Consider the following 13,813-nt stretch of genomic DNA (forward strand, 5'->3'; position numbering starts at 1 on the left):
TAATACTTTGTTCCACTCAATATATACCTGCTGTGATTTCAATGAAATTACACCCCGATTACAAGTTGATTTCAAGAAATCAAAGCATAGAAAAAGAATCCTTGAATGTTTGATTTTCAAGGATTCTCAAGAGAAATGGAACTAGATTATTTTTTTTATTTTTATGTTTAAGGATAGTTTATTGTGTTCTTCTAGGTTAACGAAGCAATTCTGTATTCTTTTCACCAGACAATTGACTCCGCATTCATCCGATATCTTTGATAGCAGCAATGCCTGGTTGGAATTCCACTGTGCTATTGCATCTCCTTTCCTAAGGTTGCATTGAATAGACCCCATAAGCTGCCTTGTATTCTTCTCTACATCAACCCCTTCATTTCTTATGAGTCCGGACTGGTCCAGGGTTAAAACACCAAGGTAAAATGCTGTGTTTTCCCTTTCCATCAAAGCCCTTTCATAGCCGTATATAAATTCAAATTGCCTGGGCTCACAAATCAAGGCACCATTTCTATCAACATTCTGGTTAATGTTCCTATCAATATTTTCCAGTTGCAATACCGGCTTTTGATTGCTGCTGTCATTGCCATTCTTGATCCTCTTGTATACATCCTTCATCCTGTCACTGGGTGTCTCCCCCAGCTCCCTGTAAAGCTTGGTGGTACAAAAGCTATAGTGATTTACGGCATACTTGTTCTCACCAAGTGCATCCAAAGCTTCCATGAAGCTTATATGTATTGACTCCTCATATGGCTTGTACCTCAATGCTTCCTCGCAGACTGTTAGAATTCTGCTGTATTCACCCTTATCCATAAGCTGCTGAAGATATTTTGAAAGGCTCTTCACATACATCCTGTCAAACATGCTCCTGACTGGTACAAGCCATTCCTCATCTCCCAGTTCACCCAGGAACTCCCCTTTGTAAATGCAGACCACATCCTTGCAGCTTTTATTGCTACCCTCATAATCGATGTCATCAATACATTTCTGCATATGTATAAAATCAACATAGCACTCCTCATTAAGATTGAAAACATAATACCCATCAATGAATTCAATGCTAAAAAAGGGCGCAAAACCACATACCTCCTCAGGGAACATCTTCCTTACCCTGGAGATTTGAGTTCTCAGCGCCTTTAGCGGTTCTATGTATTCATCCTGCCATAAATCTTCGATGATTCTTTCAGGAAGCAGTTTTTTTCCTTGAAAGGTCAGTAGATACTTGAATAATTTTATCAACTTGTGCTTTTTACCTACGATATGCAAAATAGAAATGTCTCCCAATTTAATGTCGAAATTACCCAAGGTATATATTTCGACCATACCCCACACCTCTAACCTAACAATACCCTTGTCGTTAATTAATAAACATATGTCATCAATCTTATTCCCGGATATTTAATATATTCGTAACAGGTTTGTAACCTACCAGAAGAAGCCTCACTATATAATGGAACTAACGATGCATAAAGAAAGGGGATATTCCATGAACATAAGAAATACTTTGGCCATTGGCCTAATTGGGGCGTCACTGGCACTGACAAGCACTGCTGCAATCGCAGCCGCCATGCCTGCAACAATTCACGAAAAGATTGAAACCACTCCTGTTTCCTCGGGGGTTTTACATGAAAGGATAGAAAAATTTACCGTAGGTGGCTGGTACAACATCAATGTACTTAGAATCGACCTGAAGGATGAATACACATCATTGGGACCCCTATACCATAATGAGGGTTTATCATCCCGTAGTACCGTCAAAGGCCTTGTGGAGCAAAGAAGTGCTGTGGCAGGTATAAATGGTGACTTCTACAACACCAATCCAATACCCACTTCACTGGGAGCCCTTGTGGATAATGGAAGGATCCTATCCTCCCCAAACCATCTCCCAACCTTCTTCACTACCGTTGATAACAGGGCATATATCGATTACTTGAAAAAGGAAATGACAATCACAAACTACAACACCGGTAATGTACTCAATATCGATACAGTAAACAAGCTCCATTCGGAGTTTATAACCATTACCATGCTGAACTCAGATTGGGGTACAAAATCCATCGGTGCCAGGTTCAGAAATGACCTTCACGAGGTTCTTGTGGTGGATGGAATGGTAATGGAGAGAAGAACAGGTGGCGAAGCCTTTGATATTCCAAAGTCAGGGGATTCCTATGTCCTGACCTCAAAAAGCTCCAACCTGCTTCTCTTCAATCCTGGGGACAGGGTTCAGACGGATATCAGAATCATACCGGATATGGAATCCATAAAGTTTGCTATCGGATCCGGAAGCATAGTCTTAAAGGATGGAAATATAACAAATACTGATATTAACATTGCAGGCAATCAGCCACGAACAGGTCTTGGAATTTCAAGGGATCAAAATGAAATCATAATGGTTACAGTTGATGGAAGGGACACCTATTTCAAGGGCACCACACAGGAAACCTTGGGAAGCATCCTAAGGGACTTGGGGGCATATAACGGGGTGAACCTTGACGGTGGTGGCTCAACTGCCATGGCCATAAGGCCCGCAAACCAGACAGTGGCTGAATTTGTTAACAAGCCCACAGAGCAGAGAAATGTTGTAAACGGAATAGGCGTTTTCTCCACTGCACCCAAGGGGAGCATGGAAAGACTCCTCTTAACAGTTGACTCAGACTTCGTGTTTCCAGGAAGCTCAACCAGCCTGAAGCTTAAGGGCTTCGATAGAAGCAGCAACCTGTATCATATTGACCCCTCAACGGTTAAATGGTCTGTAACCAATGGCATAGGCCGAATTGAAAATGGAAGATTTATCGGTACATCTTCAGGAGTTGGAGAAATTGTGGCCTCCTATGACGGTGTAAACGCCACAGCAACAATCAGGGTTCTGAATCCACCTGTGGAGTTGAGAACAGGCCTTGACAGCATCTCCCTTACTCCAGGGGGCACCAGGAGCATTGGCTCTGTTGTTGGAGTAGATGAAATTGGAAGAGAGAGTGTGCTCAACTCCTCCCAAATTACCTTCAGGACAACTGGAGATATTGGATCTGTTCAGGATGGAGTCTTCAAGGCAGCCTCAAAGCCTGCCTCAGGAGCACTTATCATCTCTGCAGGCAATGCAACCAAGGCAATTCCCGTATCCGTAGGAGTGGTCCTAAAGCCTGTGACATCCTTTGAAGAAAGCCTGGCAATAGGATTCTCCGGCTATCCTTCAACCGTAAAGGGTTCGGTTTCCTTTACCGATGAGGCCTACGAAGGCAAAAGGGCAGTTGAAATTGTATACGACTTCTCCCAGGGAAGTGGTACAAGGGCAGCTTATCTTGATTTCAGGGCTACTTCAAGAGGACTTTCCCTTGATGGTTCCCCCCAAAAGCTTGGACTTAACGTTCTGGGAGATTCCTCCGGAGTTTGGCTAAGGGGTACAATCCTTGATTCAAAGGGAAATGCACATGTTATAGACTTCACCAAATCCATGGACTTCAATGGCTGGAAGTACCTGGAAGCTCAGCTTCCATCGGGTATTTCGTATCCCGTGACTCTGCAAAGGATCTATGTTGCAGAGGTAAATACTGAAAAGTTTCCAACGGGAAGGATTGTGATAGATGACCTTAAATCATTCACCACCCTTCCCGTTGACACCAAATCCGTACCAGCTTCAACCAAGATTCTCGATCCCCTTAACAAGCCGGCCCAGGGCGGTGGAGTGAAGGTATCAGTTTACAGCGAACCAAAGATATCAGGGAACACTTTGCTTGCCAAGGTTGTTTCTTCACACAGGCTAAAGGGTCTTACAGAAGCACTGTCCTCCTCTAGAATAGGAGTGCAGGTTGGAGATATGACATCCGCCTTTAGGGGGTCAATAAGCCATACCTCAACAATCAATGGCGGCAGCACCTACGGAAAGGCCCAGGCTGAAGGAGTGTATGTAATCAATCTACAGGCCACTGCAGATGGAATAAGGGCGGCAAACAGCAGCCAGTGGACCCAGCTTATCTCTGATCTTGATGGCAGACCTGAACCAAATATAATTATATCCATTTCAAGGCCTGTGTTGGGTGAGAGCGGATTCAATGACAAGATGGAGGCGGACCTGTTCCACAGCCTCCTGGTGGAGCAGATGGAAAGGGGCAAGAATATCTTTGTGGTTCAAAGCGATGGAAGAAATAGCGCAACTCTAAAGGACGGCATAAGGTATATAACCCTTACAGGTGCCAGGATTAGCACACCTGATGATTTTGCCAACTACTCCTATGCTGAGTTTGTGGTTAACGGCGTCAGTATCACCTATGAAATTAAAACACCATATAGATTCGATTAAAAAAAACACCGTTGCCAGCTAAATTGGGCAACGGTGTTACTTTTTTATCTGAATCTGGATCTGTCTGACTCCTTCATTGTCTTTTCAAGAACCTCTATTGAGTCCAGGGACTTCCCTGTTCCTATGGCGACGCACTCAACCGGGTTGTCTGCAAGCCTTGTTGCGATTCCGGTTCTCTTCTCAATTAGCTTGTCCAGTCCATAGAGCATTGCTCCACCACCAGTGAGGTATATTCCGGCGTTACTGATGTCAGACGCAAGCTCTGGAGGTGTCTTCTCAAGCACCTCATGCACCGCCTCAACTATTTCATTCACCGGCTCGTGAAGGGCCTCCAGCATGTCCTCAGATGAAACCTCAACATTAAGAGGTAGACCTGTGAGTAGGTTTCTTCCCTTAACCTCCATCACCTTTTCCTCTTCGTATGGATATGCGCAACCGACTTCCATTTTCAGCTGCTCGGCAGATCTTTCACCAATCATCATGTTATACTTTTTCCTGATGTACTTTATTATGGCCTCATCACATTCATCCCCAGCAGTCTTTATTGACTTGCTTACAACTATTCCTCCAAGGGAAATAACCGCAACATCAGAGGTACCTCCTCCAATATCCACAACCATATTTCCGTTTGGCTGTGTAATGTCAAGTCCTGCCCCAATAGCTGCCGCTATGGGCTCCTCTATAAGGTAGGTTTTACTTGCACCGGCCTCGTTGCTGGCTTCCATAACAGCTCTTTTTTCAACCTCGGTTATCCCACTGGGTACACAGATTATGATCCTGGGCTTGAACCACATTCTACCAAGTGCCTTTTGAATAAAATACTTAAGCATTCTTTCCGTTATACTGTAGTCTGAAATAACTCCATCCTTCAGTGGTCTGATTGCCACAATATTTCCCGGGGTTCTCCCAAGCATCCTCCTGGCTTCCTCACCGACTGCAAGGAACTTATTGGTATACTGGTCAATTGCAACCACTGATGGCTCCTTAAGCACAATTCCCTTGCCCTTTATGTACACAAGAACACTTGCTGTCCCAAGGTCGATTCCAACATCCGATCTCAATGCAAACATACTCTTCCTCCTTCACTATTTTTATGCAAAAAATGGGCCGCATAATAACTGCTCTTATCTACTGTCATTACGCTTACCCATAGTTGTTAATCTTCTATTTAACCTGGAATGTCTTTCGGTAGATGATCGCTCCCAGATTGCTGAACTTCTCCTCTATGCCGTCATATCCCCTGTCGATGTGATAGATGTTCCCGATTTCAGTTGTTCCATCAGCAACAATACCCGCCAGAACAAGAGCTGCTCCTGCCCTAAGGTCAGATGCCTCAACCTTTGCACCCTTAATTTCATCCACTCCTGTAATAATTGCAGATCTTCCCTCTATCCTTATCTGAGCTCCCATTTTTTTGAGCTCCTCCACATGCATGAATCTGTTTTCAAAAACCGTTTCCATAACTGAACTGGTACCACTTAAGGTTGTCATAAGCGCCATGAATTGAGCCTGCATGTCAGTGGGGAATCCTGGATATGGAAGGGTCTTGATATCTATTGCCTTTAGATTCTGATTTCCGATTACCCTTATGCTGTCACTTCCCTCTTCAACAGTGCAACCTGCTTCCCTCAATTTTGCAATCACAGGCTTAAGATGTGAGTTGATAACGTTGTCAACAAGAACGTCTCCACCACTGATTGCAGCCGCAACCATAAATGTTCCAGCTTCGATCCTGTCAGGGATTATCTGGTGATATGCTCCACCCAGCTTCTTAACCCCCTTGATCCTGATGGTGGATGTTCCTGCACCCTTGATATCTGCTCCCAGCTTGTTCAGGAAGTTGGAAAGATCTACTATTTCAGGCTCCATGGCCGCATTGTCTATTACCGTTTCACCTTCAGCCATTGTGGCTGCCATCATAATGTTTTCAGTGGCTCCAACTGAAGGAAAGTCAAGATAAATAATGTCACCCACAAGCTTGTCTGCATATGCCCCGATATCACCGTGGTCAACATCTATTGTTGCCCCAAGTGCCTTGAATCCCTTTAGATGAAGATCTATTGGTCTGGATCCGATTGCACAGCCTCCAGGCATGGAATTCTTGGTCTTTCCCAATCTTGTAAGCAATGGTCCCATAACAAGAAATGAAGCCCTCATCTTGCTCATTAGCTCATATTTTGTCTCGTAGTTGGTAATGTTGGCGGAATTGATCTTCAGGACATTGTCCTCAAGATATTCAACCTTGCTTCCCAGTGACTCCAGAACTTCACACATGATCTGGACGTCCTTTAGCTTAGGCACGTCCTCAAGTATTATATCCTCAGTTCCCAATAGTGTTGCAGCCAATATGGGCAACGCTGCATTCTTGGCTCCGCTGATCCTAACTGTTCCCTTAAGTGGTGGGCTTTTTTCTACCAATATTTTTTCCAAAAAATCTCCTCCTATACAAATGTGAGAATTTAAAGTATATATCTATCAATTAAACTATTGCATTTAAGTTTTCAGAATTTACATAATTCCAGTAACTTCTACATTATATCATTTATGCTACAAAAATGCATCAAAAAACACTCCATTTACTATGTTCTGGAGTGTTTTATTGGGAAAGACCAGCTTAATTGTCCCCATCTGCTCTGATTTCAATGTAAATTGACAAAACAGCCTTGGCACTTATTAAATGTTCGAAAGGAATATTGCAACTCCTAGCCTTCAAAAGAGTCCCTGACCATGAGCTCCTCTCGGAATATCTTGATTATTATTTCCTAGACATTGGTTCTTACTTATAGTCCAGACCCTCTACTGCAGTCTGGGTTACACTAAGCGGCTGGTCACCGATCAATGTTCACCTTCATTTCCAGTATATCCACGATCTTCTCAGAGGCCGTTCCATCTCCATAGGGATTGACCGCCTTTGCCATCCTGTTGTACTCATCCTCGTCTTCAAGGAGCCTCACAAGATTCTCAAATACACTCTTATAGCTTGTTCCCACAAGCTTTGCCGTTCCTGATTCAACCCCTTCAGGTCTTTCAGTTTCCTCCCTGATCACAAGGACAGGCTTGCCCAGTGAGGGGGCTTCCTCCTGAAGTCCTCCAGAATCTGTCACAACAAGGGAAACCCTTGCCATGAGGTTGGTGAATGGACCGTAGTCAAGGGGCTCCGTCAGGGAAACCTTGGGGTTATCTCCCAGTATTCTGTCGGCAATTTCCCTTACCTTGGGATTAAGGTGAACAGGAAACACCACATGGACATCATCAAACCTTTGGATTGCATCCCTTACTGCAGTGAATATGTTCTCCATTGGTTCTCCCAGGTTTTCTCTTCTGTGACTGGTCATAAGTATGACTCTTCTGTTCTTGAAATCTATTTTGTTAAGTCTCTCATCCTCAAATTTGTAGTCATCTTTGACCGCATACTTCAATGCGTCGATGACAGTATTTCCCGTGATAAATATCTTTTCATCAGGATAATCCTCCCTTAGAAGATTTTCCCGGTTCTTCTCAGTAGGTGCAAAATGAAAGTCAGCCATGACCCCTGTAAGCTTTCTATTGGCTTCTTCAGGATACGGTGAATAGAGGTTGCCGCTTCGAAGACCTGCCTCCACATGCCCAATTTTCACCTTCTGATAAAAGGCTGCCAGGGCACCTGCAAATACCGTTGTGGTATCTCCCTGGACAAGGAGCACATCCGGCTTCTCCTTTTTTATTACATCCTCCAGGCCCTTCAGGGCGTTGGTTGTAATATCAGTTAGGGTCTGTCCAGGTTTAAATATATTAAGATCGTAATGTGGCTTAATCCCGAACAGGTCTATTACCTGGTCAAGCATTTCCCTGTGCTGGGCGGTTATGCAGATTACCTGCTCCACACCGTCTCTCTTTTCAAGTGCCTTTATTACAGGAGCCATCTTGACACCCTCAGGTCTTGTACCAAATACAGTCATTACCTTCATCTATCTACTCCTCCTTTGACTTTGCCTTGGAAGTGAACAACCCAAGCTTTATTGCAAATATTACCGCCACCACAAACATCACCGCAGACATATAAACGGCTTGTCTGCTGTTTGCTTTGGAAACAAGCACTGCAAAAAGTCCGAACACCCCTGATATTCCGTATAGGATCAAAACTGTCTTTTTCTGTGAAAATCCTCTTTCGAGAAGTCTGTGATGCAAATGGCTCTTATCGGCCGCCATGATTGACTGACCACTCAGGAGCCTTCTGAAGATGGCGAATGTGGTATCGAAAATTGGAACTCCCAAAATGATTATCGGAACAAGCATCGCTATTGTTGCAACGCTTTTCATGACACCCTCTATGGATATTACGGCCAGCATAAATCCAAGGAAAAGCGCTCCGGTATCCCCCATGAATATCTTTGCTGGGTTGAAGTTAAAGGGTAGAAATCCCATACATGCGCCTGCCACCAGGGCTGCCAATATCGCTATTTGATCCATCTCAAGCTTTAGTGCTACAAATGTGAAGGAAAGGGCCGATATCAGTGCAACACCACCTGCAAGACCATCCAGACCGTCTATGAGGTTAAGGGTATTTGTGATTCCCACTATCCAAAACAAGGTTATGGGTATGGCAATCCAGCTTAAATAGAGGATTGGATTCCCATCAGCAAAAGGGTTTGTTACAAAGTCAACCTGCACTCCCCCCCAAATGACAATTGCTGCTGCCAGCAGCTGATAGAAAAGCTTCTCCTTTGGAGTTGTTCCGCTAATATCATCCTTAATTCCTGAAATCAGAATTATGGTTGCCCCAACAAAAATTGAAATGAAATCTCTGGTCTTAGGCAAAAATACAAACATCCCCACAGCTATTGCAAGGTACATGGCTACCCCACCTATCAAGGGCATAGGGTTCTTATGTATTCTTCTATCATCCTTGGGAATATCCATTGCGCCAATTTTAGGGGCTATTCTTATTACAAAGGGTGTGGCCGCAAATGCTATAACAGCTGCGACCACAAAGGGTATCCATATTGTCTCCATGGTTTAATTCTCCTAATCTTGTATTATCTAAATTCTATCTGACTGTTATATATAAGTCAAACAAATAAGGGTGACAATTGTATTACAAAAAAGCTTCAAAAATCAGTAAAGGGCAGCCTAAACTGCCCTTTCAATCTACTTGGTGCCAAAAAGCCTGTCCCCGGCGTCTCCAAGACCAGGTACTATATATGCATGGTCGTTCAATTTTTCATCCAGTGATGCAAGATAGATGTCAACATCCGGCGCAGATTCCTGAACCGCCTTGACTCCCTCTGGTGCGGCTATGAGACACACCAGCCTGATGCTTTTTGCTCCACTTTTCCTTAGAAATTGAATAGCGGAAATTGCTGATACTCCTGTTGCAAGCATTGGGTCCAACAGGATAAGGTCTCTTTCAGCAACGTCCTGTGGCAGCTTGCAGTAGTACTCCACTGCCTGCAATGTTTCAGGATCCCTGTAAAGACCAATATGTCCAACCTTTGCAGCGGGAATAAGGCTCAGCATTCCATCAACCATTCCCAGACCTGCCCTAAGGATTGGAACAAGTCCAACCTTCTTTCCTGAAATCACTGGTGACATCATCTTGGTGATAGGTGTCTCTATTTCTATGTCCTGCAGGGGTAGGTCCCTGGTAACCTCGTATGCCATAAGGGTTGAAATTTCAGTTACCAGTTCTCTGAACTCCTTTGACCCTGTATTCTTGTCTCTTAACATTGTCAGTTTATGCTTTATCAATGGGTGATCCATAATCACAACTTTCGACATAACATCTCTCCCTTCATTTTCATCCTAATAATTATACCACAATCACTCTTCGATTTCAGCAATTTTATTGACTCTTCTTTCGTGTCTTCCACCCTGGAATTCACTCTTCAGAAAGGTTCCGAGTATTTCCTTGGCAAGGTCAACTCCCAGCACCCTTCCGCCCATGGCGATCACATTGGCGTTGTTGTGTTCCCTGCTCATCCTTGCCGAATACACATCTCCACAAAGGGCAGCCCGAACACCCTTGACCTTGTTTGCAGATATGGATATTCCTATTCCAGTGCCACAGATGACAACTCCTCTATCAATTTCACCAGAGACGACTGCCTCTCCAACCACCCTCCCGTAGTCCGGGTAGTCAACGGATTCCTTGCTGTGTGTACCGAAGTCCTTGACCTGGTGGCCGCTTTCCTCCAGAAACTTCTTCATTTCCTCCTTAAGCTCAAAGCCTCCATGGTCGCTTCCAATTCCAATTATCATATCCTTGTGCCCTCCTATAGATCTATTTTATCCAAAAGTTTTTCAATTGCATCCTCAAGCTGTCTTCTCACTATTTCATAAACCTCCAATGGTCCTCCAAATGGATCCTCCACGTCAATATCGCTTCCAGTGGCAAACTCGTATAGAAGAAAGATCTTATCCACCATGTTGGGGTATCTTGTAAGGAGATTCCTTTTATGGGCACCTGTCATTACCAGGATCAAGTCCGCCCATTCCATGATTTCATCCTGTAGAAATCTGGATCTGTGGTCTGCAAGTCCACCCCTGTCCTTCATGGATACCCTCGCCCCTTTGCTGGCCCGTTCTCCATCAACTGCAAAGATACCAGCGGAGGCCACTTCAATTTTTCTGTTTCTCTTATTCGCTTCATCCCTCAAGATTTCTTCTGCCATGGGACTTCTGCAGGTATTTCCAGTGCATACAAACAATATCTTCATGGCTCCTCCTACAAATTAATCCTGTTTCCTCCAGCTGCTTTAAGCAGCCGATTCATAATAGCCATTCCTATCTGATCCTCTTCCACCGATTCGCACAGGATAATATCGATTTCCAGCTCATCCAGTCTCCTGATTGCATGGAACAGCCCATGGGCAATGGTCCTTTTATCCCTCACGGATCCCATAACGACGACATTTTCACCAGGGTACCTGTTCCTGTTCTCTTCAGTTACCAATAGTCCAACCCTTTTTCCTTGGGCTCCTTCCCTACGGGCTCTCTCCATAATTGCAGCGACCACCCTTTCCTTGTCTCCTGAAAAAAGTATCATCTCTGCCTTTGGAGCATAATGCCTGTATTTTTGACCTGGAGATTTTGGAGTAAACTCCTTCCTATCCCCCAGGCCCGGATCAATTACAACCTCTGGCAACAGGTCTCTAAGATCCTCAAGGGTCACCCCTCCAGGTCTAAGTACCATTGGCACTTTTTCAGTAAGGTCAAGGACAGTGGATTCAAGACCAACTCCGGTTTCTCCCCCATCTATTATCATCGCTATCTTACCCTTCATGTCCTGGACCACATGGGAAGCCCTTGTTGGACTTGGTCTTCCTGAGATATTTGCCGACGGAGCAGCTATTGGGGTTCCTGCCCTTTTTATCAGCTCCAGTGCAATCGGGTGGCTTGGCATTCTTATGGCCACGGTCTGGAGTCCAGCAGTGATAATATCTGGAACAAGGTCAGATTTTCTGAAAAGCATTGTCAATGGTCCTGGCCAGAACCTTTCCATGCATTTATATGCGTCCTTGGGAATATCACGGACAAGCCTTTTAAGCATCTGGATCGAATCCACATGCAGAATCAAGGGATTATCCTGAGGTCTTCCCTTGGCCTTGAATATTTTTCTTACTGCAGATTCTGATAATCCATCCGCTCCCAACCCATATACTGTCTCAGTTGGAAAAGCCACAACCTCCCCGCCCTTAATAAGGGCTGCCGCCCTTTCCATTTCATGGATTTGCTCCTCCAGATCATATATTTTCAACAGCTCTGTCTCCATTATTCAACCTCGTTTCCACAATATTTAAATATAGAAAAAGAGGGTTTCCCCTCTTTAGCTGATTTCCTGCATTCTTTCCGCCTGGTCGGATGTTATCAATGCATCAATCATCTCGTCCAGGTCTCCATCCACAAAGTTATTCAGCTTGTACAGGGTCAGATTTATTCTGTGGTCACTTACTCTTCCCTGAGGGAAGTTGTAGGTCCTGATACGCTCAGACCTGTCTCCGGTTCCCACCTGACCCTTCTTCATCTGAGCCAGTTCCTCATTCTGCTCCATAAGCTTCAGCTCATACAGCTTTGACTTAAGAATCTTCAGGGCCTTGTCCTTGTTTTTCAGCTGACTTTTCTCATCCTGACAGGAAACAACTATCCCCGTTGGTATGTGAGTCATCCTAACAGCGGAATCTGTTGTATTTACAGACTGTCCACCATTTCCTGAAGAACGGAAAACATCAACCCTAAGGTCTGCCTGATTAACTTCGATATCAATGTCCTCAGCCTCTGGAAGCACAGCTACAGTAACTGTGGATGTGTGAATCCTTCCACTTGACTCGGTTTCTGGAACCCTTTGTACCCTGTGGACTCCTGACTCGTACTTAAGTCTAGAGTAGGCTCCCTTACCCTTTATCATAAAGATTACTTCCTTGTAGCCGCCGATGCCGATTTCATTGGTGTTCATGATTTCAACCTTCCAGTTGTTTCTCTCTGCATATCTCAAATACATCCTAAAGAGAACTCCTGCAAAAAGGGCAGCTTCGTCACCGCCTGCTCCACCTCTGATTTCAACAATTACATTCTTATGGTCATTGGGGTCCTTAGGGATAAGAAGAACCCGGATTTCCTCCTGGATGGCTTCAAGGCTCTCTTCAAGCTCGTAAACCTCTTCCTTGACCATGTCCCTCATTTCAGCCTCAAGCTTTTCATGGAGCATTTCCTTTGCATCCTCAAGCTCCTGCTTTGTCTTGGTGTACTCCCTGTACTTGTTAACAATGGGCTCAATATCAGATTGCTCCTTCATTACCCTTTGCCATTCCTCCCTGTCGTTGTTGATCAGGTCAGGGTCCATGGTCTTTTGAACCAACTCCTTGTATTTATCCTCTAAAAAATTCAGTTTATCAAACACAATAAAAACCTCTCTTCATTTTATTCATTCACATATTTATCCACAGTATTATTATATAATTAATCTATCCATAATACAAGTCAGTACAGCTAGCGCTCCCTTTCCTCCTGGAATGGCCAGTATAACTTGTGATAGATAACCGAGGAAACTGCCCCCACAATAACTATCCAGATTGGATTGATCCCTGTAAACACAACAAGACCCACCGTTGCTATGGATGCAAAAAGCTTGATGTAGGTTTTCCTTGAATTCTTCCACATCTGATAGACTGCAGAAAGGATCAGTGCCACTATAGCAGGCCTTATTCCCATAAATATGCTGTCTACAAATTCGTTGTTCTTGAACCTGAAGAAGTACATGGCAATTAGAAGTATGATTATAAAGGATGGAAGAACAGATCCAAGGGTCGAGGCAACGGCTCCCTTAAGCCCTTTGATCCTGTATCCCACATAAACGCTTGTATTGAGGGCCACTGACCCTGGAGAGGCCTGAGCAAGAGCTATGGCATCCATAAACTCCTCTTCGCTTATAAGCTTCTTTATGTCCACAAGCTCCTTCTGGATGATCGGAAGCATTGCATAGCCTCCGCCAAATGTGAAGGCACCTATCTTGAAAAATGTCGTAAAAAGACTGAAAAACATACCTTC

The 13,813-nt window shown here is 44.3% G+C and carries 12 protein-coding genes; 1 reads left to right on the forward strand and 11 read right to left on the reverse strand.

Features of this window, described 5'->3' with window-relative positions:
• Positions 1 to 141 precede the first annotated feature (141 nt).
• The gene (locus ACKVDP_RS04925; RefSeq protein ID WP_409227694.1) at positions 142 to 1,317 is read right to left on the reverse strand and encodes an AfsR/SARP family transcriptional regulator; all 1,176 of its coding nucleotides are present in this window, start codon (positions 1,315 to 1,317) and stop codon (positions 142 to 144) included.
• A 163-nt stretch (positions 1,318 to 1,480) separates the two neighbouring features.
• On the opposite strand from ACKVDP_RS04925, the gene ACKVDP_RS04930 reads away from it, so the two are divergent.
• Positions 1,481 to 4,291, forward strand: a complete 2,811-nt coding sequence (locus tag ACKVDP_RS04930) for a phosphodiester glycosidase family protein (RefSeq protein ID WP_409227695.1) — start codon at positions 1,481 to 1,483, stop codon at positions 4,289 to 4,291.
• Between the two features lie 44 nt (positions 4,292 to 4,335).
• On the opposite strand, the gene mreB is transcribed toward ACKVDP_RS04930, so the two are convergent.
• The 10 genes from mreB to ACKVDP_RS04980 all read right to left on the reverse strand — a co-directional run.
• Positions 4,336 to 5,361 (reverse strand): rod shape-determining protein, encoded by a 1,026-nt coding sequence (mreB, locus tag ACKVDP_RS04935; protein WP_409227696.1) that lies wholly within the window; start codon positions 5,359 to 5,361, stop codon positions 4,336 to 4,338.
• Between the two features lie 94 nt (positions 5,362 to 5,455).
• Entirely contained in the window at positions 5,456 to 6,721 is a 1,266-nt protein-coding gene (murA, locus tag ACKVDP_RS04940; RefSeq protein WP_409227697.1) for a UDP-N-acetylglucosamine 1-carboxyvinyltransferase, read from the reverse strand.
• 398 nt (positions 6,722 to 7,119) lie between these two features.
• Entirely contained in the window at positions 7,120 to 8,238 is a 1,119-nt protein-coding gene (wecB, locus tag ACKVDP_RS04945; RefSeq protein ID WP_409227698.1) for a non-hydrolyzing UDP-N-acetylglucosamine 2-epimerase, read from the reverse strand.
• A gap of 4 nt (positions 8,239 to 8,242) precedes the next feature.
• On the reverse strand, positions 8,243 to 9,283 hold the full coding sequence (locus ACKVDP_RS04950; RefSeq protein ID WP_409227699.1) for an MraY family glycosyltransferase: 1,041 nt from the start codon (positions 9,281 to 9,283) through the stop codon (positions 8,243 to 8,245).
• Positions 9,284 to 9,418: 135 nt separating this feature from the next.
• A complete protein-coding gene (gene upp / locus ACKVDP_RS04955) occupies positions 9,419 to 10,048 on the reverse strand; it encodes a uracil phosphoribosyltransferase (RefSeq protein ID WP_409227700.1) in 630 nt (209 codons plus the stop codon).
• A 42-nt stretch (positions 10,049 to 10,090) separates the two neighbouring features.
• Positions 10,091 to 10,528: a ribose 5-phosphate isomerase B gene (gene rpiB / locus ACKVDP_RS04960; RefSeq protein WP_409227701.1), complete on the reverse strand. Its 438-nt coding sequence runs from the start codon at positions 10,526 to 10,528 to the stop codon at positions 10,091 to 10,093.
• 14 nt (positions 10,529 to 10,542) lie between these two features.
• A complete protein-coding gene (locus tag ACKVDP_RS04965; RefSeq protein ID WP_409227702.1) occupies positions 10,543 to 10,986 on the reverse strand; it encodes a low molecular weight protein arginine phosphatase in 444 nt (147 codons plus the stop codon).
• An 8-nt stretch (positions 10,987 to 10,994) separates the two neighbouring features.
• Positions 10,995 to 12,041, reverse strand: coding sequence for an L-threonylcarbamoyladenylate synthase (locus ACKVDP_RS04970; protein ID WP_409227703.1), 1,047 nt, complete (start codon positions 12,039 to 12,041; stop codon positions 10,995 to 10,997).
• Positions 12,042 to 12,095: 54 nt separating this feature from the next.
• A complete protein-coding gene (prfA, locus tag ACKVDP_RS04975; RefSeq protein ID WP_409227704.1) occupies positions 12,096 to 13,166 on the reverse strand; it encodes a peptide chain release factor 1 in 1,071 nt (356 codons plus the stop codon).
• 89 nt (positions 13,167 to 13,255) lie between these two features.
• The coding region (locus ACKVDP_RS04980; protein WP_409227705.1) for a chromate transporter at positions 13,256 to 13,813 on the reverse strand (558 nt) is incomplete at its 5' end.

It is taken from the genome of Gudongella ferriphila (assembly GCF_046224405.1).
Lineage (GTDB): Bacteria > Bacillota > Clostridia > Tissierellales > Tissierellaceae > Gudongella.

What these genes read in the sequence shown, in the direction of transcription:
- ACKVDP_RS04925 (WP_409227694.1), bottom strand. Translation starts at nt 1,317, where the DNA reads ATGGTCGAAATATATACCTTGGGTAATTTCGACATTAAATTGGGAGAC.
- mreB (WP_409227696.1), bottom strand. Translation starts at nt 5,361, where the DNA reads ATGTTTGCATTGAGATCGGATGTTGGAATCGACCTTGGGACAGCAAGT.
- rpiB (WP_409227701.1), bottom strand. Translation starts at nt 10,528, where the DNA reads ATGATAATTGGAATTGGAAGCGACCATGGAGGCTTTGAGCTTAAGGAG.
- ACKVDP_RS04930 (WP_409227695.1), top strand. Translation starts at nt 1,481, where the DNA reads ATGAACATAAGAAATACTTTGGCCATTGGCCTAATTGGGGCGTCACTG.
- wecB (WP_409227698.1), bottom strand. Translation starts at nt 8,238, where the DNA reads ATGAAGGTAATGACTGTATTTGGTACAAGACCTGAGGGTGTCAAGATG.
- ACKVDP_RS04970 (WP_409227703.1), bottom strand. Translation starts at nt 12,041, where the DNA reads ATGGAGACAGAGCTGTTGAAAATATATGATCTGGAGGAGCAAATCCAT.
- upp (WP_409227700.1), bottom strand. Translation starts at nt 10,048, where the DNA reads ATGTCGAAAGTTGTGATTATGGATCACCCATTGATAAAGCATAAACTG.
- ACKVDP_RS04965 (WP_409227702.1), bottom strand. Translation starts at nt 10,986, where the DNA reads ATGAAGATATTGTTTGTATGCACTGGAAATACCTGCAGAAGTCCCATG.
- ACKVDP_RS04950 (WP_409227699.1), bottom strand. Translation starts at nt 9,283, where the DNA reads ATGGAGACAATATGGATACCCTTTGTGGTCGCAGCTGTTATAGCATTT.